This is a genomic window from Desulfovibrio sp. OH1186_COT-070 (genome assembly GCF_003860215.1).
Classification (GTDB): domain Bacteria; phylum Desulfobacterota; class Desulfovibrionia; order Desulfovibrionales; family Desulfovibrionaceae; genus Desulfovibrio.
Map to the genome: position 1 here is coordinate 81,370 of NZ_RQYH01000005.1, position 26,359 is coordinate 107,728.

Annotated in this window: 22 protein-coding genes and 1 tRNA gene; 8 read left to right on the forward strand and 15 right to left on the reverse strand. The window is 57.9% G+C overall.

What is annotated here, in order from left to right; translation table 11 throughout:
• Window positions 1-209 precede the first annotated feature (209 nt).
• Window positions 210-1,310 (forward strand): redox-regulated ATPase YchF, encoded by a 1,101-nt coding sequence (gene ychF, locus EII23_RS03030; RefSeq protein WP_124791912.1) that lies wholly within the window; start codon window positions 210-212, stop codon window positions 1,308-1,310.
• A gap of 90 nt (window positions 1,311-1,400) precedes the next feature.
• Here ychF and EII23_RS03035 read toward each other — a convergent pair whose 3' ends face one another.
• On the reverse strand, window positions 1,401-2,666 hold the full coding sequence (locus EII23_RS03035) for an O-acetylhomoserine aminocarboxypropyltransferase/cysteine synthase family protein (RefSeq protein WP_124791913.1): 1,266 nt from the start codon (window positions 2,664-2,666) through the stop codon (window positions 1,401-1,403).
• 429 nt (window positions 2,667-3,095) lie between these two features.
• Between EII23_RS03035 and EII23_RS03040 the strand changes: the two genes are divergently transcribed.
• From EII23_RS03040 to EII23_RS03050, 3 genes are all read left to right on the forward strand, one after another.
• Window positions 3,096-4,043 (forward strand): hydrogenase small subunit, encoded by a 948-nt coding sequence (locus tag EII23_RS03040; protein ID WP_124791914.1) that lies wholly within the window; start codon window positions 3,096-3,098, stop codon window positions 4,041-4,043.
• Between the two features lie 10 nt (window positions 4,044-4,053).
• A complete protein-coding gene (locus tag EII23_RS03045; protein ID WP_124791915.1) occupies window positions 4,054-5,733 on the forward strand; it encodes a nickel-dependent hydrogenase large subunit in 1,680 nt (559 codons plus the stop codon).
• A 92-nt stretch (window positions 5,734-5,825) separates the two neighbouring features.
• Window positions 5,826-6,314 (forward strand): HyaD/HybD family hydrogenase maturation endopeptidase, encoded by a 489-nt coding sequence (locus tag EII23_RS03050; protein WP_124791916.1) that lies wholly within the window; start codon window positions 5,826-5,828, stop codon window positions 6,312-6,314.
• Window positions 6,315-6,364: 50 nt separating this feature from the next.
• On the opposite strand, the gene EII23_RS03055 is transcribed toward EII23_RS03050, so the two are convergent.
• The 5 genes from EII23_RS03055 to uvrB form a co-directional block, all read right to left on the reverse strand.
• Entirely contained in the window at window positions 6,365-7,822 is a 1,458-nt protein-coding gene (locus EII23_RS03055) for a DnaA ATPase domain-containing protein (protein WP_260424571.1), read from the reverse strand.
• 207 nt (window positions 7,823-8,029) lie between these two features.
• Window positions 8,030-8,341, reverse strand: a complete 312-nt coding sequence (locus EII23_RS03060; protein WP_124791917.1) for a hypothetical protein — start codon at window positions 8,339-8,341, stop codon at window positions 8,030-8,032.
• A 143-nt stretch (window positions 8,342-8,484) separates the two neighbouring features.
• Window positions 8,485-9,267 carry a 4-hydroxy-tetrahydrodipicolinate reductase gene (dapB, locus tag EII23_RS03065; protein WP_124791918.1) on the reverse strand — a complete coding sequence of 261 codons (783 nt, stop codon included), beginning with the start codon at window positions 9,265-9,267 and terminating at the stop codon, window positions 8,485-8,487.
• A 62-nt stretch (window positions 9,268-9,329) separates the two neighbouring features.
• Window positions 9,330-11,468, reverse strand: coding sequence for an NAD-dependent DNA ligase LigA (gene ligA, locus EII23_RS03070; protein ID WP_124791919.1), 2,139 nt, complete (start codon window positions 11,466-11,468; stop codon window positions 9,330-9,332).
• Window positions 11,469-11,488: 20 nt separating this feature from the next.
• Complete coding sequence (uvrB, locus tag EII23_RS03075) at window positions 11,489-13,519, reverse strand: excinuclease ABC subunit UvrB (RefSeq protein WP_124791920.1); 2,031 nt, start codon at window positions 13,517-13,519, stop codon at window positions 11,489-11,491.
• A 51-nt stretch (window positions 13,520-13,570) separates the two neighbouring features.
• Between uvrB and EII23_RS03080 the strand changes: the two genes are divergently transcribed.
• Window positions 13,571-14,065: a hypothetical protein gene (locus tag EII23_RS03080; RefSeq protein ID WP_124791921.1), complete on the forward strand. Its 495-nt coding sequence runs from the start codon at window positions 13,571-13,573 to the stop codon at window positions 14,063-14,065.
• Here the strand turns inward: EII23_RS03080 and aat are convergent.
• The 5 genes from aat to radA all read right to left on the reverse strand — a co-directional run bounded on the left by aat (window position 14,026) and on the right by radA (window position 19,497).
• Window positions 14,026-14,772 (reverse strand): leucyl/phenylalanyl-tRNA--protein transferase, encoded by a 747-nt coding sequence (gene aat, locus EII23_RS03085; RefSeq protein ID WP_124791922.1) that lies wholly within the window; start codon window positions 14,770-14,772, stop codon window positions 14,026-14,028. The genes EII23_RS03080 and aat overlap by 40 nt on opposite strands.
• 13 nt (window positions 14,773-14,785) lie before the next feature.
• The gene (clpA, locus tag EII23_RS03090) at window positions 14,786-17,086 is read right to left on the reverse strand and encodes an ATP-dependent Clp protease ATP-binding subunit ClpA (protein WP_124791923.1); all 2,301 of its coding nucleotides are present in this window, start codon (window positions 17,084-17,086) and stop codon (window positions 14,786-14,788) included.
• Window positions 17,087-17,098: 12 nt separating this feature from the next.
• Window positions 17,099-17,413 (reverse strand): ATP-dependent Clp protease adaptor ClpS, encoded by a 315-nt coding sequence (locus tag EII23_RS03095; RefSeq protein WP_124791924.1) that lies wholly within the window; start codon window positions 17,411-17,413, stop codon window positions 17,099-17,101.
• Between the two features lie 103 nt (window positions 17,414-17,516).
• Window positions 17,517-18,146, reverse strand: coding sequence for a class IV adenylate cyclase (locus tag EII23_RS03100; protein ID WP_124791925.1), 630 nt, complete (start codon window positions 18,144-18,146; stop codon window positions 17,517-17,519).
• Window positions 18,115-19,497, reverse strand: coding sequence for a DNA repair protein RadA (gene radA / locus EII23_RS03105; RefSeq protein ID WP_124791926.1), 1,383 nt, complete (start codon window positions 19,495-19,497; stop codon window positions 18,115-18,117). The genes EII23_RS03100 and radA overlap by 32 nt, the downstream gene beginning before the upstream one ends.
• A 249-nt stretch (window positions 19,498-19,746) precedes the next feature.
• Here radA and EII23_RS03110 point away from each other — a divergent pair, with 249 nt between their 5' ends.
• Both EII23_RS03110 and EII23_RS03115 read left to right on the forward strand, forming a co-directional pair.
• On the forward strand, window positions 19,747-20,466 hold the full coding sequence (locus tag EII23_RS03110) for a methyltransferase (protein ID WP_124791927.1): 720 nt from the start codon (window positions 19,747-19,749) through the stop codon (window positions 20,464-20,466).
• Complete coding sequence (locus tag EII23_RS03115) at window positions 20,463-22,220, forward strand: YcaO-like family protein (RefSeq protein ID WP_124791928.1); 1,758 nt, start codon at window positions 20,463-20,465, stop codon at window positions 22,218-22,220. Before EII23_RS03110 ends, EII23_RS03115 begins: the two co-directional genes overlap by 4 nt.
• A 30-nt stretch (window positions 22,221-22,250) precedes the next feature.
• Here the strand turns inward: EII23_RS03115 and EII23_RS03120 are convergent, their stop codons facing one another.
• The 4 genes from EII23_RS03120 to EII23_RS03135 form a co-directional block, all read right to left on the reverse strand.
• Window positions 22,251-23,009 carry an RNA methyltransferase gene (locus EII23_RS03120; RefSeq protein WP_185702286.1) on the reverse strand — a complete coding sequence of 253 codons (759 nt, stop codon included), beginning with the start codon at window positions 23,007-23,009 and terminating at the stop codon, window positions 22,251-22,253.
• 9 nt (window positions 23,010-23,018) lie between these two features.
• On the reverse strand, window positions 23,019-23,618 hold the full coding sequence (locus EII23_RS03125; protein ID WP_124791930.1) for a DUF456 domain-containing protein: 600 nt from the start codon (window positions 23,616-23,618) through the stop codon (window positions 23,019-23,021).
• Between the two features lie 14 nt (window positions 23,619-23,632).
• On the reverse strand, window positions 23,633-24,931 hold the full coding sequence (locus EII23_RS03130) for a phenylacetate--CoA ligase family protein (protein WP_124791931.1): 1,299 nt from the start codon (window positions 24,929-24,931) through the stop codon (window positions 23,633-23,635).
• A gap of 62 nt (window positions 24,932-24,993) precedes the next feature.
• Complete coding sequence (locus EII23_RS03135; RefSeq protein WP_124791932.1) at window positions 24,994-26,070, reverse strand: DUF1786 domain-containing protein; 1,077 nt, start codon at window positions 26,068-26,070, stop codon at window positions 24,994-24,996.
• A 118-nt stretch (window positions 26,071-26,188) separates the two neighbouring features.
• Between EII23_RS03135 and EII23_RS03140 the strand changes: the two genes are divergently transcribed.
• Window positions 26,189-26,273: transfer RNA gene (locus EII23_RS03140), tRNA-Leu, on the forward strand.
• Window positions 26,274-26,359: the final 86 nt, after the last annotated feature.

Below are 26,359 nucleotides of genomic sequence, written 5' to 3' on the forward strand. Positions count from 1 at the left end.
GCCCGTACCTGCCTTTCTGTCTATACTCCCGTTCCTGCCAACAGGAGCGTTTTTTCGCACGCCGGGCAGAAAGCGGCAATCCAGCTTCAGAAAAACCGAAGCGGCATCAAACCAGAAAGCACGTCGTCACAAAGCGGCGCAAACAGAAAAAGCTGTGCGCTTCTCGGCACACTGCCCCGGTATGCCGGAAATGCGCACAAGGAGAAAACATGGCTCTCAGCATCGGCATTGTCGGCCTGCCCAATGTGGGCAAGTCCACCCTTTTCAACGCCCTTACCAAGGCGCAGAACGCCCAGGCCGCCAATTACCCGTTTTGTACCATTGAGCCCAACAAGGCCACGGTGGCCGTTCCCGACAGGCGCGTTGACGCCCTGACCGCCAAGGCGAAACCCAAAAAAACCGTATATGCCAGTGTGGACTTTATTGATATCGCCGGTCTTGTTCGTGGGGCCAGCCAGGGTGAAGGGCTGGGAAACCAGTTTCTGGCCAATATCAGGGAATGCGCCGCCATTGTGCATGTGGTGCGCTGTTTTGCGGATGACAATGTCACCCATGTTGACGGCCGTGTGGATCCCCTGCGGGATGTGGACACCATTGAGACGGAACTGCTGCTTGCTGATGTGCAGAGCCTGGAGCGCCGTCTGGAGCGTTTGCAGAAAATGGCCAAGGGCAGCAAGGATGCCAGAATGAGCGCCGATTTTGTCCAGAGCCTGCTGGCCCATATCAACGAAGGCAGGCCTGCCCGAGATTTTCCTCTGCCCCAAAACGACGCATTGCTGACTGTCTGGAGAGAGTCGGCAATGCTTACGGCCAAGCCCGTCATTTACTGCGCCAATGTTGATGAGGACTCCGTGGCCGAAGGCAATGCCCTTGCGGGCGCTCTGGAAGACCTTGCCCGCCAGCGCAATGCGGGCTTTTGCCGCATCTGCGCCAAGCTGGAAGAAGATCTGCACGGCCTGTCGGAAGAGGAGCAGGCAGAAATGCTCTCCTCCTACGGCATCAAGGAAAGCGGCCTTGCCCGTATCATCCGCACCGGCTATGTCACTCTGGGATTGTGCAGCTATTTCACTGCGGGACCGGACGAGGTCCGCGCGTGGACCATACGCAAAGGCACAAAAGCTCCGCAGGCGGCCGGGGTCATCCATACCGACTTTGAGCGAGGCTTCATACGGGCGGAAGTCATTGCCTATGAAGATTACATGAGCCGTCCCGGCGAAGCCGCCTGCCGGGCAGACGGCGTTTTGCGGGTGGAGGGCAAGGAATATGTGGTCAATGACGGCGATATCATGCACTTTTTGTTCAATGTATAGCCCTGCGCCGCAAAGTATATGACACTGATGCGCGCAAGCCCTGGCTAGGGGCTTGCGCGCATCAGTGTCATAAAAGACGGCAAAACGCCGCTATGCCTTGTCCAGAGCTTGCGCAAGATCCGCCAGAATATCGTCAGCATGCTCAAGCCCCACGGAAAGGCGGATCATGCCCGGCGTGATGCCCGCCTCCTGCAGTTGTGCGTCACTGAGTTGCCGATGGGTGGAGCTGGCCGGATGCAAAACGCAGGTGCGGATATCGGCCACATGCACCTGAAGAGAAACCAGCTTCAGAGCGTCAAGGAAACGCATGCCGGCATCCCGCCCCCCGCGAAGAGAAAAGGCAGTGACCCCGCTGCATCCCGCCGGCAGATATTTCTCTGCCAGATGCGCGAGGGGATGGCCCGGCAGGCGGGGATAGTTGACCGACTCCACAGCAGGGTGATGCGCAAGAAAGTCTGCAACGATTTCAGCGTTGCGGCAGTGTTTTTCCATGCGCATGGGGAGAGTTTCCAGCCCCTGATTGACATAGAACGCGCCCTGCGGGCTTTGGCAGCACCCCATATCGCGCATGAGCTGGACACGGGCCTTGACGATATATGCGGCCTTGCCGAAAGCCTTGGTATAGACAAGACCGTGGTAGGAGGCGTCCGGCTCGGTGAATTCGGCAAAACCGCCGCAAGTCCAGTCAAAATTGCCGCTGTCCACAATAACCCCGCCCAGTTGGAGGGCATGCCCGTCCAGATACTTTGTGGTCGAATGCAGCACAATGTCCGCGCCGTGCTCAAAGGGACGGCACAGCACCGGCGTGGCAAACGTATTGTCAACAATCAGCGGCACATGATGCGCGTGGGCCAGGTCGGCAATCCGCGTCACATCCAGCACGTTCATGGAGGGGTTGGACAGGGTTTCCGCAAAAAAAGCCCGCGTGTTGGGCCGGAAAGCTTCTTCCAGCTCTGCGTCGGGGGCATTCTGGTCCACAAACGAAACCTCAATGCCCATTTTCTTCAAGGTTACGGCAAACAGATTGAACGTCCCGCCATAAATGCTGGAACTGCTGACAACATGATCGCCGCTGCGCGCAAGATTGAGCACAGCCAGGAGAATGGCTGCCTGCCCTGATGAGGTGCACAGGGCCCCGACCCCGCCTTCGAGGGCAGCGATCTTTTTTTCCACCGCATCAACGGTCGGATTGCCAAGCCGGGAATAGAAAAAACCCTCCCGCTCCAGATCAAAAAGCCCGGCGACTTCTGCGGCGCTGTCATAGGTAAAGGTTGTGCTCTGGACAATGGGTACAACCCGCGGATCGCCGTTGCCCGGCTGGTAACCCCCATGCAGACACAGTGTTTCTGTTTTCATTGTTTTCCGGCTCCTGCGGCCTTTTTAGGGTGTGCAGCATACTGCAAACGCAGTGTGTACGCCAAGAAGCAAACCGTGGCAACTCCGGGTCAGGGGCAGCATGCACGCCTTTTGGGGGCAAAAAGCACGTGCAGCGGCAAAGCTGTCTGCTCCCCTTTCGGGAAATGTCTGCCGCCGATAACAGAAAATACCTTTGCATATTGACCGGACAGGACAGCTGGCGTATCATTTGTCAGGCTTTGCATACGCTCGGAGGAGAAAGCATCACAGCAGCAACCCCGGGATGCGGATAACCCCGTTTTTCTGCCTGACCGTCTGTGCGCAGCAAACACAATACCACAAGCGGCAGCACGGAAAAACGGCACTTTGCTCTGAAGTGAGCCAAGGGGGGCTGGACACACTTTCATTCACTTTTGCCAGGAGGCTATTATGCGTATTGCCGTGGGGCTGGGCAAAAAAGGCGGCGACAAGCGTCTGGAACGCCAGGGTATCAACCGCCGGGATTTCATGAAGTTCTGCACTGCGATAGCGGTAACCATGGGCATGGGGCCATCGTTCGCTTCAGAGGTGGCAGCGGCCCTCACGGGACGGCGGGCATCTGTCGTGTATCTGCACACCGCGGAGTGTACGGGCTGTTCCGAAGCTCTGCTGCGTACCTACAAACCCTTTATTGACAGCCTGATTCTGGACTCCATCTCCCTGGAATATCACGAAACCATCATGGCTGCCTCCGGTGAGGCTGCCGAAGCAACCCTGAAGACCGCAGTGGAAAATCCCGATGGCTTCATATGCATGGTTGAAGGGGCCATTCCCACAGGGCTTGACAACAAGTACGGCTATGTGGGCGGGCACACCATGTACGACATTTGCAAAGAAGTGCTGCCCAAGGCCAAGGCTGTGGTCAATATCGGCACATGCGCCAGTTACGGCGGAGTGCAGGCCGCAAAGCCCAATCCCACCAATGCCAAGGGCGTGAACGAATGTTTCGCCGAACTCGGAGTCAAGGGCATCAATATCCCCGGCTGTCCGCCCAACCCCCTGAACATGGTTGGTACGCTTGTCGCCTTCCTGCAAGGCCAAAAAATCGAACTGGACGAACTGGATCGTCCGCTCATGTTCTTTGGCCAGAGCGTCCACGACCTCTGCGAACGCCGCAAGCATTTTGATGCGGGCGAGTTCGCTCCGTCCTTCAATTCCGAAGAAGCCCGCAAAGGCTGGTGTCTGTACGATCTGGGCTGCAAGGGGCCTGAAACCTACAATAACTGTCCCAAAGTGCTGTTCAATGAAACCAGTTGGCCGGTGGCTGCCGGGCATCCCTGCATCGGGTGCAGCGAGCCCAATTTCTGGGACGATATGACGCCGTTCTATCAGAACTAGGGGGAAATTCATGAGCCAAGTCAAAAAAACGCCCCAGAGCACATATTCCGGGCCCATTGTCGTGGATCCGCTGACCCGCATTGAAGGCCACTTGCGCGTTGAAGTGGAAGTGGAAGGCGGCAAAATCAAGGAAGCCAGAAGCTGTGGAACCCTTTTCCGCGGGCTGGAAACCATCCTCAAGGGCCGCGATCCTCGCGATGTGCAGCATTTTACACAGCGCACCTGTGGCGTCTGTACATACACGCACGCGCTGGCCTCCACGCGCAGTCTTGAAGATGCCATCAACAAACCCATTCCGGCCAATGCCACATATATCCGCAACCTCATGCTGGCCATGCTGTTCATCCATGACCATCTGGTCCATTTTTATGCGCTGCATGCCCTTGATTTTGTGGACGTGACCAATGCCTTGAAGGCAGACCCGGCAAAAGCCGCAAAGCTTGCCCAGTCCTTCTCCCCCCGTCCGGCCAAGGCAGAAGACTTTGCCGCTGTTCAGGCCAAGCTGAAATCCTTTGTGGAAAGCGGCCAACTCGGCCCCTTCACCAATGCCTATTTTCTCGGCGGGCACGAAGGTTACTACATGGATCCCGAAGCGGATCTGGTGGCCACAGCCCACTATCTGGAAGCTCTCCGCGCCCAGGTGGACGTGGCGCGCGCCATGGCCGTCTTTGGCTCCAAAAATCCGCATCCGCAGTTCATGGTGGCTGGCGGCGTGACCTGTTATGATGCCCTGACCCCCCAGCGCATCAAGGAATTCCGCGACCTGTACCAGAAAGCCCGCGCCTTTGTTGAAGAAGTCTACATTCCCGACCTGCTCATGGTTGCCGGATACTACAAGGACTGGGCCTCCATCGGCGGAACTACCAACTTCATGGATTTCGGCGAATTCCCCACGCCCGGAGGGGAGCGGGATCTCAACACCCGCTGGTACAAACCCGGCATCATTCTGGATCGCAAAATCGGCAATGTTCTGCCCTTTGACCCCACCAAGATTGACGAGCATGTGCGCCACAGTTGGTATGAAGGCGATCAGGCCCTGCCGCCCTTTGACGGGGAAACAAAGCCCGCCTTCACCAAAATGGGGGACACCGACAGGTATTCCTGGCTCAAGGCTCCCCGTTATGCGGGCCACTCGGTAGAAACAGGCCCTCTGGCCCAGATGCTGATCGCCTACGGGCAAAACCACAAGGTCATCAAGCCTGTTGTGGATCATGTGCTGAAAACCCTCGGCGTAGGCCCGGAAGCACTCTTCTCCACCCTGGGGCGCACGGCCGCCCGCGGCATCCAGACCCTGGTCATTACCCGGCAGACGGAAAACTGGCTCAACGAATACGAAAACAATATCGTCAAGGACAAGCAGATCGTGGAGGACTATGCGGTTCCCGCCAGCGCCAAGGGCGTGGGCTTTGTGAACGCGCCGCGTGGCGGCCTCTCCCACTGGATCCGCATTGAGGACGGCAAGGTCGGCAACTTCCAGCTGGTTGTTCCCACCACCTGGAACCTCGGCCCCCGTGACGCCAAAGGCATACCCGGCGCAGCGGAAGAAGCCCTGGTGGGCACCCCCATTGCCGACCCCAAGCGCCCTGTGGAAATTCTTCGCACCATCCACTCCTTTGACCCCTGTATCGCCTGTGCTGTACACGTCATTGACGGAGAAACCAACGAAGTGCACAAGTTCAAGGTGCTGTAGGCGCAGCACGCGCGCAGCGTGCTTTCCGCTGATGTGAAGGAAGGGGGCGGGGCATTGCCCCGCCCCAGGCTTTTTATCCACGAGGGATCTTTTTGGACAAAACACGAGTGCTTGTTCTGGGCGTTGGCAACATTCTTTTGACGGATGAAGGCTTTGGCGTCTGCGCCTTGCAATATCTTGAAAAAAATTTTCACTGGCCGGACGATGTACGCCTTCTGGACGGCGGCACCCTTGGCCTCATGCTCATGAACGAAATCATGAGCTGTGATACTCTGGTGGTGCTTGATGTTGTTCTGGGGCCGGAAGCGCCCGGCAGCACCTATGTGCTGGAAGGCGAAGATCTGCGGAAAAGCCTGAGTTTTCGGGATTCCATGCACCAGACGGATCTGGTGGACACTCTGCTCACCTGCTCCATGGCCGGTCATACGGTGAATGCGCTGGTTTTCGGCTTTCAGCCGTACGACTACCACACCATGAATGTGGGCCTGACTCCCGAAGCCCAGAAAAAAATTCCCGAATTTTGCCAAAAAGTTGTGGCGGAAATGCAAAAACGGGGCATCGCGCAGGCGATCCCCCGGTAGATTTCTGCTGTCAGCACTATAAAGCGTGCAGCAACAAAACAGAAAAAAATTCAGGCCCCGGCACCCGCATTGCGCTCCACAAGGCGGAGCACACTGCTGATTTGGCGTCCCAAGGGAGTTTCTCTGGAAATTTCGCGCTCCAGGGAGGTGATGCCCTTGATGACCGTGGAATGCCTCCGGTTCAGCTGTTCTCCGATTTCTTCCAATGTCAGTTGTGTGTGCTTGCGGGCAAGATAGTACACGGTATTGCGCCCCAACACACAATTTTGCCGCCGGGAGCGGGACGCCAGTTGCTGCTCCGTCAGTCCGTAGCTCTGGCAGACAAGTTGGATAATGGTGGAGATATCGGCAACAGAAGGCGTTTTGGCGTACTGGCGCAGCACTGTCATGGCCAGATCCAGGTTTACGCCGCAATTCAGCAGGCGGGCCTTGAAGATCAGGCTGTTGAGGCAGGACTCCAGTTGCCGCACATCGCCGACAAGCCGACTGGCCAGCAGGGTGCAGACATTGTCAGGCAGCAGAACCTGGAAACTTTTGGCCTTTTTCTCAAGGATGCGACGCCGCATGTCCTCTGTTGGTTGCCCGACTTCCGCCAGGATTCCGGAACAAAAATGGGAAACAAGCTGACTGTCCACGCGCTGCAAATCGCGGGGCGAAAACGATGAGGTAAAAATTACTTTGCCGTTTTTTGCCTGAAGACTTTTGACCACGGCCAAGGCCATATCCTGCATTTTTTCTTTGCCCTGAAAAAAATGCACATCCTCCAGCAACAGAACATCCAGGTTGCGGAATCTTTCCTTGAAAGCCTCCACGCTGTTTGTGCGCAACGAGGCCACAAAATGGGAAGCAAATTCCTCCGCTGTCAGGTACCCCACGCGCATCCCGCTGCGCTCTTGGCTGATGGCCTGCCCCACGGCTTGCGTCAAATGGGTTTTGCCCATGCCGGAAGCAGAATTCACAAACAGGGTCTGCACACAGCCGCTGCATGTGCACACGTCCTGTGCGGCCGCCACCGCCATATTGTTGGTGGGGCCAACCACAAAATCCTCAAAGGAATAGCGCCAGCGCGAAACCGTATGGGGAAAGCAGGCGTTGAGCGGAAGCAAACCCTGCTCCGGACGCGGAGACCGGGGGCAATCACAGGCCTGGCGGGCAGAAGCATTGGCCGCCGCTCCCTGTTCGCTGGCAGGAATCTTCTTGCGCGCCTCATCCACTGCAATGCGGATGTTCACCTCGGATGGCTGGAGCCCAAGCACCGGCGCAGCCGCCTGCTGCAAGGCCTGCACCAGATTGTTTTTCAGCCAGTTGGCGGTAAAGGCGTTGGGTGCGCAAAGGCTTACCTCCCTATCGCCAATGCATGCCTGCAAAGGTGCTATCCAGACCCTGAACAGGGCAGAATCCACCATTTTTTTCAGATTTTCAGAGATTTCAAACCAGCGGTCGTTCATGCCCTCTTGTAACGCACGGGAGCAGCTTTCGCCAAGGAAGACAAAAATGATGTTTTCCATGAAGTCTTTTTTCTCTGTCCCCAATACTCATTTTTTTATTTCAAGATAATAATTGAATTTTTTTATTGACAAAAATTTATGGACAGCAAAAATCCTTGCAGTCCAAAGGATTTTATTTGCCCGGAAAAAAATACCCACAAAATACATTCATATTATCAACAGATATATTTTTATATTTTATCGTATTTTCAATATATACTCACTTTTTTATGGTTTTATCAAAAAACTTGCAAACCATAAGAAAAATCTGGATGTCAAGAAATATTTTTTCTTTGCAAGAGAACACGCCTTTAAATATTTCATAAAAATCAGCATGATACACCAGAAGGCAAATTTTTTTAAAGAACCACTTGAAAGTTTGCATGAGAATTGACGCACAACGAAAGCGCGTAGCGCGGTACGTTGTGCGCCTGACACAAAAAACTCTCCCCCACCCTGCATACACAGCAAGACGGGGGAGAAGTTTTTCCCGGTCAGATCCGCACTTTCAGGGGGCAGTACCCGCTGCCTGCCCTCCAAATACTTTCCCGAAAGGCACTCTTTCCGGCATGACCGCCAACGCCGAACGGAACGATACCAAAGACAACGAAAACAGGCTGAAAACCGCGTTTTTTCGGCGCAGCAAGCCTCCAATCGGCCAATGGCCGGTGATAATGGGGGCATCAGGACTGAAAAATATCCTTCATGCCGTACAGCCTGCCCGCCTTCTGGCCGGAAAGCCATTTGGCGGCCCGCAGTGCCCCTTGGGCAAAGTTTTCCCGCGAGTGCGCATGGTGCGTTATCTCGATCCGCTCTCCCGGCCCCATGAAATAGATGGTGTGCACCCCAACGACATCCCCTCCCCGGACGGCCTGGATGCCTATCTGCCTTTCGGGACGCTCGCCGATCATGCCATCGCGCGCGGAGCACCGCACTTCGCCAAGATCCCAGTTCCTGGCTTTGGCCAGACACTCTCCCAAGGTCAGGGCAGTGCCGCTGGGGCTGTCTTTTTTGCGGTTATGGTGGAGCTCAACCATCTCCATATCGTAGCCGGGGCCCAAAGCCTGCACAAGCGCGGGCAGTATCTGCTGCAACACGTTGACGCCAATGCTCATGTTGGAAGCCCAGAAGATGGGAGCCGCCCCGGCCAGGCTTTCCAACTCCTGCTTCTCTTCCGGAGAAAATCCGGTAGTGCCGATGACAAGGGCGTTGCCTGTAGAGCTCACGGTACGGGCCGATTGCAGGCTTACCGCAGGAGCCGTAAAATCAATGACCACGGCATTGGCGGCAGGCAACACCGCAGAAAGACTGTCCGCCACGGGGCATCCGAAACCTTCCAGTTTGCCCAGATGCTCCCTGTTGTCGACCAGCCCCGCAAGAGTGCAGTCAGGGTCTGCAACTGCCAGTTGGCAGATGCTTTTGCCCATGCGCCCGTTGGCACCCATCACAATGATATCTGTTTTCACTCTGCTCTCCCTCTCGTGCGTGCGGGCACATTTTGCAGGCGCGCGCCGCGTCAACGTATTTCTCATGCTGTTCCGGGCGGGACAGTCAGCCCGGACAGACGCAAAAAATCAACAAAATCCTCTTCCTGCACAATGCTGACATTCAGGGCCTGCGCTTTTGCAAGTTTGCTGCCCGGTTTCTCGCCAACAACCAGATAGTCCAGCTTTTTGCTGACGCTGCCAAGCACAAGAGCCCCTGCGGCTTCCGCCAGTTCCTGGGCAAGGGTTCGCGGCATGCGCAGGGTTCCGGTAAAAAGAACGGCTTTTCCTGCAAGCGGTCCCTGGACGGCCGGGGACAGTGCGGCGGACGGTGCCGCCACACTTTCGCCTTTCGGCCACAAGCCCACACTCCGGAACTGCTCCAGCAAGCGCCTGTTGGCAGGAGTGGCAAAAAAGTTGTGTATGGAAGCAGCCACTTCCGGGCCGATATCCGGAAGCGCCAGCAGGCTTTGCGTATCCGCTTCCGCCAGAGCGGCCAGATCGCCAAAAGACCGGGACAGGGTTCGTGCTGTTTCCCTGCCCACATGCCGGATGCCCAGGCCACACAAAAGGCGGTGCAGTGTGGCGGACTGCCGCGCCGTTTCCAGGTTGTCCAAAAATTTTCTGGCCAGCACCTCGCCCATGCGGTCCAGTTTTTCCAGGTCTTCCATGCGCAGGGCGAACAAATCCGCAGGGGACGCCACCCTGCCCCCGGCCACCAGTTGCTCCACCCACCTTTGGCCTATCCCCTGAATATTCAATCCTTCCCTGGAAACAAAATGCGTGATGGCCCGGAGCCTGATGGCCGGGCAGGCAACATTTTCGCACCGCCAGGCAGCCTGTCCCTCTTCCCGATATACCGGCTGGCTGCACGCCGGGCAGGAACGGGGAAAAACATATTCCTGCGCGCCGGGAGGTCGCAGTTCCATCACTGGCCCCACCACCGCCGGGATCACATCGCCCGCGCGCTGCACAATGACCGTATCCCCTATCCGTATATCCATCGCCCGGATTTCGTCTTCATTGTGCAGGGTCGCCCGGGACACCATGACCCCGCCAAGGGCAACAGGCTCCAAAACCGCCACAGGAGTGAGTACCCCCGTGCGCCCTACCTGAACCTCAATAGCACTGAGAACTGTTGTCGCCTGCCGGGAAGGAAATTTGAACGCCACGGCAAAGCGTGGGGATCTGGCGGTGAACCCGAGCGCCTCCTGAGCATCCAGATTGTCAAGTTTGGCGACAGCGCCGTCAATTTCCATAAAAAACGCGTCCTGCTCCGCCCGCACCTGTTCCGCGTATTCCGCAACACTTTCCGGATCAGGGCAAAGCCTCCCGTGCGGCGGGGTCAAAAATCCGTATGCCCCCAGCCGTGCCATCAATTCCCCGCAGGAAAGGCACGGTACTGCCGGAGACCAGCGGCACTCCCCCACGCCGTAGGCAAAAAAACGCAAAGGACGGGATTGCGTCACCGTCATGTCAAGCTGTCGCAGAGTCCCGGCAGCGGCATTGCGCGGGTTGGCAAAAACCTTTGCCCCCAGCTCCTGCTGGCGGGCATTGAGGTCATGAAAGTCTTTCTTGTACATGACCACTTCGCCGCGCACCTCCAGCCTGGCGGGGAAAGGCCCTTCCCCGCGCAGGCGCAGAGGTACGGTGCGGATGGTGCGCACAGCATCGGTGACCACTTCCCCCGTGATTCCGTCGCCCCGTGTCAGCGCCTCCTGCAACAGGCCGTCCACATACACGATTTCCAGAGCCAGCCCGTCCAGTTTGGGCTCACACCAGAAGGTCAGCGGCAATGCAACGCTGCCCGACGCGTCCCACGCGCGCCGCATGCGCTCAACAAAGTCACGCCACTCCTCCACAGAAAAAACATTGTCCAGGCCGTACATCTGCCGCGAGTGATCCTTTTTGGCCAGCCCGCTCAAAAGCTTGCCGCCCACCCTTTGCGTCGGCGACTGGGGGGAGCGCAGTTCCGGCCACAATTCCTCAAGCCGGACAAGCTCACGAAACAGGGCGTCATACTGTGCGTCGCTGATGACGGGCAAATCAAGGGTGTGATAAAGATGGTTGTGCTTTTCCAGTTCTGCGGCCAGCCAGTCGGCACGCGCCCGATCTTCGGCGCTGGGGCCGACAACACGGGAAGAATGTTCTTGCATTTCTGTGGGACTGTCTTGCTTCGGCATACGATTCCTTTGCCTGCGGGTCAGGGCATGGCCGGAAGTTTCTCCCGCAATGCCCTGATGCGGTCACGCAGCTCTGCGGCACGTTCAAATTCCAGATTGCGGGCAGACTGCCTCATTTCGTTTTCCCATTGGGCGATGCAACGGGCAGCTTCTTCCGCCGTCACCGGCACTGCCTGCGCTGTACTGTCCTCGCCTTTGCCGTGCCTGCGTCTGCCCTTTCCCTCTTCGGCACGGGCGTACAATCCATCCAGCGGCGAATCAAGATTTTTTTGCGTGCTGACAGGCGTGATGCCGTGGGCCGCATTGTATGCGGACTGTTTGGCGCGGCGGCGGGCGGTTTCGTCCATGGCCGCACGCATGGACTGGGTAATGGTATCGGCATACAGCAAAACCTGTCCGTGAATATTGCGCGCCGCCCGCCCGAAGGTCTGGATGAGGGAGCCGGTAGAGCGCAAAAAGCCTTCCTTGTCCGCATCAAAAATGCATACCAGAGACACCTCCGGAATATCCAGACCCTCACGCAGAAGATTGATGCCGATCAGAACGTCAAACTCGCCCAGGCGCAATGACCTGATGATCTGTATGCGTTCCAGGGTTTCAATGTCCGAATGCAGGTAACGCGCCCGAACGCCCATGGCGCAGCAGTATTCCGTAAGGTCTTCCGCCATGCGCTTGGTGAGCGTTGTCACCAGAACACGCTCACCGCGGCCGATGCGCTTCCGGCATTCGCCGAGCATATCTTCCATCTGTCCCTGCGTGGGACGCACCTCCACAACAGGGTCCACCAAGCCCGTGGGGCGGATAATCTGCTCGACAACAAGCCCCTGGGACTGCTCCAGTTCGTACTTGCCCGGAGTGGCGGAAACATGGATGACCTGATTGAGAAGAACCGCAAATTCCGCAAATTGCAGGGGCCTGTTGTCAAGGGCCGAAGGCAGGCGAAAGCCGTAGTCAACAAGAGTCTGCTTGCGGGAACGGTCGCCCTTGAACATTCCGCCGATCTGCGGAACGCTGATATGCGACTCGTCAACGAACAAAAGAAAATCACGGGGAAAATAGTTCAGCAGGCAGGACGGAGGCTCTCCCTCCCGGCGGCCGTCCAGATGCCGCGTATAATTTTCGATGCCGTTGCAGTATCCGAGTTCCTCGATCATTTCCAGATCAAGCTGCGTGCGCTGCTCCAGACGCTGCGCCTCCACCAGCTTTCCCTGCCCCTTGAACCATGCAAGCCGCTCCGCCAGTTCTTCGCGAATGTCGCGGGCCGCCCGCACAAGGTTTTCCCGTGCAGAAACAAAGTGGCTGGCCGGATACAAAACCGTTTTGCTGATTTCTGCCAGAACCTTGCCGGTCAGCGGATCGATTTCACGCAGGGAGTCAATATCGTCCCCGAAAAATTCCAGACGCAAAGCCCGCTCGTGATGGTAGGCAGGAATGATCTCCAAGGCATCCCCCCGCACCCGGAAGGTGCCGCGATGAAAATCATAATCATTGCGCTCGTATTGAATTTCCACCAGCCGCGTGATCAGCGCGTCCATGGAAAGCCGCTGGCCCGCTTCCACAGGAATGACCATTCTGGCATAATACTCCGGAGAGCCAAGACCGTAAATGCAGGAAACCGAAGAAACAATGACAACGTCACGCCGCGTCAGCAGTGCATGGGTAGCTGCATGACGCAGCTTGTCAATATTGTCATTGATGGAAGAATCTTTTTCAATATATGTATCTGATGCGGGAACGTAGGCTTCAGGCTGATAGTAGTCATAATAGCTGACAAAATATTCCACGGCATTGCGCGGAAAAAGGCTTCTGAACTCCCCGTACAGTTGCGCTGCAAGTGTTTTGTTGGGAGCCAGCACCAGGCTCGGGCGATTGCAACGGGCAATCACATTGGCCATGGTGAAGGTTTTTCCCGACCCGGTAACCCCCAGAAGAACCTGTGCCGCAACGCCGCTCCGGATATTGGCCACGATTTCTTCGATGGCCTCGGGCTGGTCTCCCGTAGGCGTGTATTCTGTTTCAAGGCAAAAGCGGCTAGAGGCAGTGTCTTCCATATGGCAACAAATTGGGGTAATAGGAGTCAAAAATTTCACAAAGGAAAAAGCATGGAAATCACCTTTGTTCCCGCTCCTTCCGATGCGCCGCTGGACAGAATGTACATCATAGCCGCTACACTGAACACCTTCAAGGGACGCAAGCACGTAGACGTCCAGATTTTCCGGGCAGAAACAGATGATGCGGAGCTGGAACGCCTGCAAAAACTGGATATCGTCAGCGCGCCGGATCCCTCAGTGCCGCCGCAGGTTCTTCAGGGGGCAACCAGAGATGCCGCCCTGCGCTATGTACTGGAAGCTTTTACCGAAGAAGAAAGCCGGAGTCTGGCCGCATATCTGGAAAACAGGTATGCCGGACACATCGAAAAATTGCTGGTCTGTCCGCTGGATCTGCCCGTGCCTCTGGGGGTCGGCCCCCTGGCTGGCATCGGCGAAGGCAAGACTACGGGGATCATACGCTTCGAGGCTGTGCCGGACTATCCGCTCCCCTTTGCCGTACACGGCTTCTACGATTTGGCAGCCCACGATCCGCTCTCTGCGGAGTAGACATACGCCTTCTCCCAGGGATGCCAGGGAAAGGCCTGTGTTTTGTCCTCCCCCGCCGGACGCTCAAGGGCTTCCTGAAGCAGGCTCAGAAAATGCGGCCGGGGTACCGTGCATCCGCCCATCTGCATGATATGGGGAGTCTCCTGCTGGCAGTCGAGAAGCGTGGCCCCCCGCAGCCGGAGCAGGCTGACAAGAGCGGCAAGCGCCGCCCGCGAAGCTTCCGGTACGGCATGGAACATGGATTCCCCAAAAAAAGCCTTTCCCAGGGCAATGCCGTACAGCCCTCCCGCCAGATTTTCTCCATCCCATACCTCAACGGAATGGGCATATCCCAAATCAAAAAGCCTGCTGTAGGCCCGGATCATCTCCGGGATGATCCAGGTTCCGGCAGATTTTTTCCGGGGGGCGGCGCACGCGCGTATCACCCGGCCAAAGGCGGCGTCCAGCGTTATGGTGAAGGCTTTTTGCCGCAGTGCGCGGCGGCTGCGCTCAGGCAGGTGAAAACTTTCCAGCGGCATTATGCATCGCGGATCCGGCGACCACCAGAGCACAGGCAGCCCCTGCTCATACCACGGAAAAATGCCCAGACTGTACGCCGCGAGCACGCGCGCGGGAGCCAGATCACCCCCCGCGCACAGCAGGCCGTCTTTCCGGGCCATGCCCAGCGGAGGAAACTGTGCGGCCAGCGCCCTGTATGCAGAGAGCATGAGCGCCCTGCGGCTACTCCGCAGCCCGCTGCCTGACGGTGCGCGCAGCCGGTTTTGCCTCCAGCGCAAATGCGCCGTCCCTGAATCCGAAAACCGCCTTCCCTCCCCTGGTCAGCGTGCCGAACAAGAGCTCGTGCGCCAGGCGATCCTCAAGTTCCGCGCGCAACAGGCGGCGAAGGGGACGGGCTCCCATGGCTGGCTCAAATCCCTGCTGGGCCAGGCGTTTTCTGGCGCTTTCCGTCACAGACAGCCGGACGTTCTTTTGTGCCAGGCTGGCCAAAATATTCGCCAGGAACTTGTCCACAATGCGCAGCATCATGTCTTCATTCAGGCTGTTGAAAGGCACCAGAGCATCAAGACGGTTGCGAAACTCGGGGCTGAACATGTTTTCCAAAGATTTCAATCCCTTTCTCGCGGCATCTTGCGGGGCTGCGCCTCCAAAGCCCATTGACGGGCGCGACATTTCAAAGGCCCCGGCATTGGAGGTCATGATCAGAATGACATGGGAGAAGTCCGTTTTGCGCCCCGTATTGTCTGTCAGGGTTGCGTAGTCCATCACCTGCAGCAGGATATTGAACACATCGTGGTGCGCTTTTTCGATTTCGTCCAGCAACACCACGGAGTGCGGGGCCTTGCGCACGGCTTCTGTCAAAAGCCCCCCCTGCTCAAAACCCACATAGCCCGGAGGAGAACCGATGAGGCGCGAAACCGCGTGTTTTTCCATATATTCGCTCATGTCATAGCGCAAAAACTCTATGCCCATGAGTTCGGCAAGGCTGCGGGCCACCTCTGTTTTGCCCACTCCCGTGGGGCCATAGAACAAAAAGGCGCCGGCAGGCCTCTGCTCCTGGCCGAGTCCGGCCCGGGCGCGCAGGATGGCCCGCACCGTGATCTCTATGGCCTCATCCTGACCGAACACCTGCTTTTTCAGATTTTTTTCCAGTGCTGCGAGCTTGTTACGCTCTCCGCCGGAAACCGTGCGCACCGGCACTCCCGCCATGCGGGCCACAATTCTCTCCACATCCGCCACATGGACAGGGAAGCGTTTTTTTTTGCCTTTTTCGTCACTGCGGGCTTTGCCGTCGTGGCGCAAACGCACAGCAGCCCCTGTTTCGTCCAGCACGTCAATGGCCTTGTCCGGCAGCAGACGATCCCGCACATGCCGTGCAGTAAGCTCCACCATGGCCTTGAGAGCGGCCGGAGTATAGCGCACGCCATGGAAGTCGGCATAGTGCGTCTTGAGCCCGTCCAGAATGCGCAGGCATTCGTCCTGCCCCGGCTCGGCAATGTCTATGCGCTGGAAGCGGCGGGCAAGGGCACGGTCTTTTTCAAAATGGTTGCGGAACTCCTCATGCGTGGTGGAGCCGATGCAGCGCACTTCTCCACTGGCAAGAACGGGCTTGAGGAGGTTGGAGGCGTCCATGGATCCGCCCGACGTGGATCCGGCACCAACAATGGTATGTATTTCGTCAATAAACAGGATGACATTGGGCTCTTCCTTGAGCCGCTGCACAACGCCCTTGAGCCGGTTTTCAAAATCCCCCCGGTAGCGCGTTCCCGCCAGCAGCAGTCCCATATCCAGGGCAAAAATTCTGGCATCGGCAAAACTCTCCGGCACACGGCCCTCAACAATGCGCAGCGCCAGGCCTTCCGCCATCGCCGTTTTGCCCACCCCCGGATCGCCAACAAAAAGAGGGTTGTTTTTGCGGCGTCGGCACAGAACCTCCACAGCGCGGTCAAGCTCCGCACCCCGCCCCACAAGAGGATCAATCCTGCCCTCTCTGGCCTGGGCCGTAAGCTCCACGGCAAACTGCTTCAGGGGATCGTCCTTGGCGTTTTTGGCGTCTTCAGCCTGCGGGCCTCCTGTTCCCAGCGAGCCCCGCCCTTCCTCCAACCCGTGCGTGACAAAGGTCAGAACGTCAAGGCGCTCCACCCCCTGCTTGCGCAGGTAAAAGTGGGCATAGCTCTCCTCTTCGTCCATGATGGAAATGAGCAGATCCCCCAATTCCACGGTATCCCGCCCGGCGGAACGGATGTGGGAAAGCGCGCGTTCCAGTATTCGCTGCACACCTTCGGTCTGGACAATTTCGTGCGCGGTCGATGCGGAAATGCTGCCCATTTCCCTGCGGAAAAACTCTTCGAGCTGTTCACGCAATACCGGCACGCTGGCACCGCTGCCTTCCAGAATAATGCGCCCCTTCATGTTTTTGGTCAGCGCAAAAAGAATGTGCTCCACAGTCAGCAAGTCATGCCGCCGCCTGTGTGCCTCCATCAGGGCTTCGCGTATTACGCTCTGAACACTTTTGCTTAACATATATGAATCTCTTTATATTTTTTCCATGCTGCACTTGAGGGGAAAGTCTGACGCCCTGGCTTCCTTGTGCACATGTTTGACTTTTGCTTCCGCAATTTCGTAGGTGTATACACCACATTCCCCAATGCCGCTCTGGTGAACGGCCATCATGATCGTCATCGCCTCGTCCGGCGTCTTGTGAAAGATGCGGCGCAATATGGAAACCACAAACTCCATGGTTGTGTAATCATCGTTGTGCAGCAAAACACGGTAACGGGCAGGCTCCTTGAGCTTTTTTTTCAGAAGAACACTGTCGTCAGCTTCAGGCCGCCCATGAGTGAAAGACATCTGCAATACCCCCAAACAGCGTACCCCGTTTTTGCGGCACGCGCTCCGGCCTGTTTCGGCCACATGTACCCTGCGGAACAGATGTGCCGCATCAAACTTTTATTCAAAAACCGTGCAAACAAAGCGCTTTTTCGGGCAGATCCAGCTTTTTTCTCCAGAAGCTTCTCTGCTGCTCTGAAAACACGAACGAAAGCTGCTGCGGCCTGTTGTGCTGCACGAGCCAGGCTTGGTGCAACTCATGATAGCTTTTGGTGCTGATTTCGGCCTTGTCAAGATGCAGACATTGCTCTGCCGCCAGAATATCACCGGCCCGACCTTCCAGTTCCACAATTTCTGCAAAGGGAACTGTGTCAAGAGACACTTCGACACTGCCCATGCGCCACACTTCCCGTATTTTTTCGTACCGGGCAACAACGCTGTAGCCCAGTTTGCGCAAAATACCGTACATGGCCGCACCGTCGCCGACTTTTGTTTCCAGTTCTTCCCGGATCTTGTAGTCTGCGCTGTCCTCCGCCGCTGATTTGAACGTCAGACGGCACTGTGTGTTTTCCCTGCATTCCTGCACGCGCAGACGAAAAACACAGCCCTTGTGCGCAAGACTGTGCGAAGATGCGTCAAAAAGAAAATTTTCTTCAAAATGCGTCCCCTCACACACGGCTCCATGGGCAGACAGACGCATGCGAAGATCAGCAAATTCCACATCAAGATATTTTCTTTCTGTTTCCAGAGGCATGGCTTGCGCTTCCCCGGTGAAAAAGGAGTTTTTGCAGGTCAGAAACCGTGCTTATGCCCCCGTGCTCTCTTTCGGGCTGCACCACAGGGGAAAATCCGAGCCGCCGCGCCTGCCCAAGGCGAACATGCTGCGCGGTCACAGGACGGATTTGCCCGTTCAGATCCACCTCTCCCCAAAGCACACATTTTTCCGGCAAGGGAATGTCATAATACGAAGACAGCACGGCTGCCACCAGGGCAAGGTCCAGCCCCGGCTCGGAAAGCCGGATGCCTCCTCCCACCTTGGCATAAATGTCAACCTGGGAAAAATTGAGTTTGAGCCTTTTTTCCAGCACGGCAAGCAGAAGATGGAGGCGACCGACATCAAAGCCCAGAGCGGCGCGCCTCGGAATGCTCAAAAATGTGCGGGACACCAGCGCCTGTATCTCGACGGCCAGCGGCCGCTGGCCGTCCACGGCCATGACCACGGCAGCGCCGGAGAGCGATGCATCGCGCTGCCCCAGAAAGAATGTGGAAGGATCGTCCACTACCTGCATGCCTTGCGCGCCCATATGAAAAACCAGAAGCTCCTCATTGGGGCCGAAGCGGTTCTTGTATACGCGCAAAAGGCGGAACATCTGCCTCCTGTCGCCCTCAAGAGAAACAACGGTGTCCACCATATGCTCCAGCAGGCGGGGACCGGCCAGCGTGCCGTCCTTGGTCACATGCCCCACCAGCACAAGGGTGCAGTTGCTGCGGCGGCAGAGCTCCAGCAAAATTGTCGCTACCGCCCGCACCTGACTGACGTTGCCCGGCAAGCCTTCCGCCTCGGTGCTGGCAAGGGTCTGCACCGAATCCACGACCAACAGCAGAGGGGCAGAGGCAGAAACAGCCTCAACCACATCTTCGACGCGGGATGTCGCCAGGGCCAGCAGGCCGGGAGCCTGGATGCGCAGGCGGTCTGCGCGCCCCTTGATCTGCCCCAGAGATTCCTCCCCGCTGACGTAGAGTACAGGGCGCTCTTCGCCCATTTGCGCGGCGACAAATCCCGCTATTTGCAGAATTAGGGTTGATTTTCCGATGCCCGGCTCACCGCCCACAAGGATAGCGGCACCGGGCACAAGCCCCTTGCCGAGCACGCGGTCAAGCGCCGCAAGGCCGCTGCCGTAGGGGGTCTGCCCGGCATCAGTGACCGCGGACAGCGCCACGGGACGCCCCGTCACACCACTCCGCGATGTTCCGGCAGCGCCCGCCCTGGGCCGCATGGCGGGATGAAGAGTATTCCACTCCCGGCAACCGGGGCACTGCCCCCGCCACTGCATGGTCTGCGCCCCGCAGGAAGAACAGACATACACTTCCTTCTGTTTTGCCATGCTGCTCCCCACACTCCCGTGCCGTCAAGAAATACGCTGGCTTCACGATGACAGGCACAACATACTCCAAAAATCCCTGTTTGTGGAGTTGGAAAAAGGGCGCTCCGCGCCTGCCCCCAAGGGGGCAACCCGTGCCCTCGTTGCTCTGGAAAAAGTTTTGATATAGAAGTCAGTTCACAATTTTTCTGACTTCTTATGCGGACAAACCAGACAAGGCGGTTTGCCGTGAGGCAGCCCCCAGGAAACTCCATGCCGGAAAAGGACGAACTCTCCACACTTCTGGATGCCATCAGCACCGAGTTTGACGTGCGCTTCGAGCCGCTTCACGTTGACGGCAAAACACTGCACACCCTTTCCATCTGCAATATGCAGGAGCATATTGACAAGCTCCTGATCCGGAAAGCCGTGCGCAACCCGCTCAAAGACCTGCCCCTCTGGGGAAAGGTATGGCCAGGCTCCTTTGTTTTGGGCCGCTTTTTGCGAAAATACGCGCCAGAAGGCAAAACCCTGCTCGAACTCGGGGCAGGCTGCGGCGTTTTGAGCCTGATTGCCGCACAATACGGCTTTTCGCGCATTGTCCTGACCGATATTGTCAGGGAAGCCCTGCTTTTTGCACGGGCCAACGTCCTGCGCAACGGCCTGCAAGATGTCATTGAAGTGGCACAGCTGGACGTTACTGCCCCGGGCAAGAACCCGCGCTATGCCCACGGAGTCGACTGCATTGCCGCCTCGGAACTGCTGTATCTCGACGACCTGCACCGCCCGCTCATAAAGTTTGTCGAGCGGCACCTCGCTCCTGCGGGAAAAGCCTTTTTCTGCACGGAGTTGACACGGCACAAGCCCGCTTTCGCCAAAATGGCGGCAAAAAGCTTCAAGGTCACGGAAGGCCGCATAGGCGTCAAAACGCACGATGACGCCGATGGAGAACAGCGGCGCATATATACCGTGCTGATTCTGGAGCGCGCATGAGTGCCCCCCTGCCCCGCATCTCTCTTTCTCCCTGCCCCAAGGCATACACCAGGGATCTGGACAAGGCCGCCGATCCGGCACAAACAGCGGCTCTGGTGCGCGAGCGTCTGGCAAGCGTCCGGCTGGACATTCTGGCCCGGACGCAACGTGTGGACACCGGAAGGCTGGGAATCCCCGTTTTTCTGAGCGTATGCGGCGCCGACGCCAGCGCCGTCATGCCCACGCGCAAACAGATGGGCAAAGGGTCTTCCGTGGAGCAGGCAGAAGCGTCAGCCCTTATGGAGCTTATGGAACGCTATGCCTTTTTCCACTTCTGGGAGCAGCGCCCCCACATGGTGCGCGCGACCTGGAGCGAGGCGGAAGCGGCCTTCGGCCCTGCCCTGCTTCCCGTGCGCGACATGCTGCACTCTGTCAACGACTCTCTTTCTTCCCACCAGGCGCGACAAATCCTGGATCTTGTTTCCTGGCATTTTTATCCCGCCACCCGTCTGCCGGACGGCCAGATTGTCTGGCTGCCGCTGGACTGGTTCAAACTGCTAGGCGAGTTCAACGGAACATCCGCAGGCAATACCACGGAAGAATCCGTTTTTCAGGGGCTCTGCGAACTTGTGGAGCGCCATGTCTGCTGCCGTGTGGACCGCGAGCGCCTCGCCACGCCGACCATTGACCCCGCCAGTTGTCATGGGGACGATACGCTGCGCCGCCTCCTGCACTCCTTTGAAAAGCAGGGGATACACCTGATCCTCAAAGATTTTTCGCTGGATATGCCTCTGCCCACAGTCGCCGCTCTGGCCTGGGATCCGGCAACCTTTCCCGCCACATCGGAAATCGTCTTCACTGCGGGCACAGCCGCATCACCCGCCAAGGCCGCCATCAGGGCCGTCACCGAGGTGGCCCAACTGGCGGGCGATTTTTGCACCAATGCCTGTTACGAGGCATCGGGTCTTTCCAAATTCACAGCCCTGGAACAGACCATGTGGCTGCGTCAGGGCCCCGGCACTGCCCTCCACCTCCTGCCCAGCGTGGAGAATAACGACATACGGGAAGAATTGCTGACGGCACTGCACAGGCTGTCCCCACAAACGCTGTATGTGGTGGAGACAACGCATCCGGACCTGGGCATCCCCGCGCACTACAGCATCGTCCCCGGCCTGGCATTTCGTGAGCGCGACCGCAATCAGAGCCTCGGGCTTTTTGTTGGCCGCAAGCTTCTGGAAGAAGCTGCGCCCGAAGACGTGCGCACAGGGCTGGCGACGCTTGCGCGCATCTATCCTGACGCCCATTTTTTGCCGTTTTTCCACGGCATGCTGGCCCTGCGTACCGGGGCATGGGCAAGCGCCCGCCCCCTTTTTGAAGAGGCTGTGCAGTGTCAGCCCGATTCCGATTCCAGGGCTTTGGCCTCCTTCTATCTCGGCCATGTTCTGACGCGCGAGGAACGCTGGGCCGAAGCCATCCCTCCGCTTCAAACGGCGACAGAACTGTGCCCTGCAATGAAGGAATACGGCAACCTTTTGGGGGTCGCCCATTTCAAACAGGGTGACTACGCCGGAGCGGCCCAAATATTTGAAAACGTTTTGCGCGTTGACAAAGGGTCTGCAACAGACCTGGCAAATCTGGGGCTCTGTGAAAAATTTCTGGGGAAAAACGAAGAGGCGCGCAGGCATCTGCGCGCGGCTCTGGAACTGGATCCGAGTCTGAACTTTGCCTCCGCACACCTTGCGGAGCTGGAAGGCCTTTCCGGGCGCAGCACATGAGAGCCGCCCAAAGAACGCCGCAAGCCGGGTTCACCCCTCCCTGCCGGGAAAATGCCCGGCAAGCTTGTTGCGTATCTGTCGGCAGCATCCCATCAGCGCATCGTATTCGTGGCGGAGCAGCTTCGTCCGCCCGAAAAAGCGCCGCCAGGGCAGGAAGAAATACTCCGGGTTGTCCCCGTGCAGATAATCGATGCGCAGCAGCATGTCGCGGAGGTTGTTCAAAAGAAGTTCCTGCTCCGCTGCCGTGACGGGGCGTCCCGTTGTGCGCTGCTGCCTGCCGGTTTCCTCGCGGGAAAGGACGCGAACGGCCCTGGCGCATTCGTATGTCATCAAAAGCACCGCCTGGGCCAGGTTCAGCGAACTGACGGCACTGTCTGTGGGGATGGACACCAGGCGGTGGCAGTGCGTTATTTCTTCATTGATCAGGCCCCGGTCTTCGGATCCGAAAACGAGGGAAACCCTGTTTCCTCCTGCCAGCGATGCTGCCACCAGTGACGCCGCCTGTTCCGGAGCAAGCGGCGACTGACGCCAGCCCCCTGTGCGGGCTGTGGTTCCGATTACCAGAACACTGTGCGCCAGAGCCTGCGGCAAGGTCTGGTACTCAGCCATTCTGTCCAGAAGCGCCTGTCCCTGGGGAGTTGCCAGAGGCGAGGCTTTTTCCGGATTCCGGTTTTCCGGCATGACAAGACAGAGTGAAGGGCAGCCCATATTGGCGCACGCCCGCGCCGCCATGCCGATATTTTCGGGAAAGCGCGTTCTGACCAGCACAACTTCCAGACCGTCCAGCAAGCTGCCCACTCAGCACATTCCCCACGAAAAGACCGAAAAAACAATCTGCGCGTCTCCGGCATCAGGCCGCGCCAACGGGATTTGCGGCCAGATATGCCTGGCGGCCAGAGCCAGCATCCCTCCCCCTGCTCCGCACTTGCACACTGTTCCCAGAAATCTTCCGACCATGGCGCCAAAAGCGGCATCCAGCGCCGCGTTAACCGGACGCCCCTTCAGCAGTTCCACCACAAAGCATCCCAGCCATGCGCCAGCCAGGGCGCCGATGAGCGCCCCCAGCCCAAAAAACAGGGGGGCCAGCAGAATTGCCCCCAGAACCGCCCCAACCATGCCCGCAAAAGTCCCGGCGGAACTGGAACCGTAGCGCCGGGCCTTGATGTACTGCAAACCCATTTCCAGGGCTTCGCCTGCCAGGGCAATGCTCACCATCATGACCCAGAACCAGACATCCATGGAAACTGCCCCCGGATGGGACGTTTTCCAGAGGGCGACCAGGCCCAGCAAAAACCAGTTGGCAGGCAGCCCGAAAATATTGAGCAGAAGCACAAAACAGAGAAAGGCAATAAAGGCGCCTGCCACCAGTGAAGCCAGAGGGAAAGGCAAAAAATCCATGAAAAACCCGGTCTTCAGTTCTTGTTGCGCATGTCCTGCAGGCGCACCGCCTTGCCTTCCGCCCGCGGCAGGCTGTTGCTTTCCACAAGTTCGACCTTGGGCGTGACCAGAATTTCATCACGCAGGCGCGCGGCGATGGTGCGCTGAAGATTTTGCAGAACGCGCATGTCTTCCACAAAGTACTCGTCGCGCACTTCCACCAGAACACGCATGCTGTCGCCCAGACCTTCATTCTCGAGACGGATAAGATAGTTCTGCCCCACTTCGGGAAAGGCCATGAGCACCTGCTCCACCTGCATGGGATAGATATTGACCCCCTTGATGATGAACATGTCGTCGGAACGCCCCAGAATACGGTCAATACGCCGGTGTTTGCGTCCGCACGGGCAGTCTCCGGGCAGGAATCTGGTAAGATCCCGTGTTCTGTAGCGCAAAATGGGCATCCCCTCCCGGCAGAGGCAGGTCATGACCAGTTCTCCCACCTCGCCGTCGGGCACGACTTCTCCGGTATCCGGATTGATGATTTCGGGAATGAAAGCGTCTTCCCAGATATGCATGCCTTCCTGTGCCAGACACTCAAAGCCCACTCCGGGACCGTTCATTTCTGACAATCCGTACGAGTTATATGCCTTCATGTCAAAAAGTTCCTCGATGCGGCGGCGGAATTCCTCGGTATAAGGCTCTGCGCCGACCAGCGCGATGCGCAGGGAAAGGTTGCGCGGGTCTTCGCCGCTGCTGCGCAAGTGCTCTCCCAGAATCAGGGCATAGGAAGGCAGGATATGCGCCACCGTTGTGCGAAAATCCTTGGCCAGCTTGATCTGCCTGCGGGAGTTGCCTGCACCAGCAGGGATGGTCAGGCAGCCCAGACGCTCCGCGCCGAAATGGATGCCCAGCCCTCCGGTAAACAGGCCGTAGCCGGACATGTTCTGAAAAACATCGTCCCGGCGCACCCCTACCATCGCCATGCAGCGGGCCATCAGATCGGCCCAGGAATGTATGTCGTTCTGCGTATGGCAGATCGCCACCGGCGATCCGGTCGTGCCGCTGGAGCAGTGCATGCGGACAATTTCCGACTGCGGAACGCAGAGCAGCCCGGTGGGATACTGGGAGCGCAGGTCGTTCTTTGTGGTAAAGGGTATGCGGCGCAGGTCGTCCAGACTACGGACAAAACCGGGGCCCAGACCGGCGGCGTCCAGACGCTGGCGATAAAAGGCGCACTTTCTGGTTTGCTCTACCGTGCTTTTCAGCCGGAGAGTCTGGATTTCCGCAATATGCTCCCTGCTCCAGGATTCTGCCAGATCAAAAACTTCCATAGGGTATTTCCTTGCAGCAATACGATTTCATATCTGTCCCGCCAGGGGAAAAGCCGCGCGCATTATGGGCAGCGCTCCGTTGCGGCACCCGCACGGGCATGTGCCCATCCCCACAGCAAACCAAAGCAGCCCGCCAGCATCATGTCGCCGTGCGGGGCCAGAAAATGGCCATGCCCCCGCAAAAGATTGCGCTTTGGCCCTGTTATGTAGGTCGGCACATACCCTCCTGCCTCTTCACAGTACGGGCCAAAAACCGTCCCATGCCCGCCGCTGGCCTGTACTTCTTCAGTCGGCAGCCAGTGTTTGCGGAACTGGTCAAGATCGTGCAGAAGCTGCTCAAGAGTGCGCATGCCCGTATGGTGTTCGTACAGTCCCCGCACATGCCCCCTGTACACAAGGGCCGCAATGGTGTGGCCGTTGCCAACGTTCACGACGGTAATGCCTTCCCGGAAGCTGCGCTCCATCACGGCCGCATCGCACAAGGCTCCCAGCAGCACGCTTGTGCCCGTATCCGCCACAGGGCCTCCGGTTTTTTCGTGCAGCGCGACCAGGCGCGTTAGCGATACGGGGGGAACAGCGTGAATCCACTTTGTCGGACAGGGAGAAGAAGCAAGCTCTTTCTGCCAGAAGCACATCCTCCCCTGCCTGTTGCCCTGTGCGTGGAAGCCGTGATCCTGGGCCGCGCCCAGCACCAGATGCGGCAAGGGCAAGCCGGACAGCCGCAGCAAATTTGCCCAGAAATCCGGCGCATAGTCCGACAGGCAGACCGGAACGCTTTTTTCCGGGCACTGCGAACAGACCGTGACGCCCATGCCCCGCACCACGTCTTCATTGTCATGGATGCCGCGCGTTGCCGCAGCGGTGGAAGCAACGGGCAGTCCTGCGGCCAGATGCTCCCTGACAGCCTGCGTAAAGCCTCCTCCCATATTGCCGCCGTACAGCCATACGGGGCGCTTCAACAGGGTGAGCTCACGGATGCGCTGTGCTGCCAGCCGCGCCGGAGAAGGCAGGACGAAACGTGGCCAGTTTTCGCACTCCAACCCCGGTCTGGCCAGGAGGGCGTCTTGGGTCCCGCTGCCGATATCCAGGCACAGCACAGGGCCGACATCGCGCAGAAATTTTTGTGTGATTTCGTCCATGGCATCGCCTCCACCTGGGCTTTTCGTCTACCCGCATTGCACGGCAAGCGCAAGTTTTGCGGGAGAGCAGAAAAAAATCTTGCCAAGCTGGAGCGGTTGGCTTAAGATTACAAATTGAGCCGAGGTGGTGGAACTGGTAGACACGCTATCTTGAGGGGGTAGTGAGGATTCTCGTGCGGGTTCGAGTCCCGCCCTCGGCACCATGAATATCCAACCAGTTCAATCAGTTATAACTGGCTAAAAATAAAACGCTTATTCTTCCATTTGTAACACAAACTTGTTACACAAG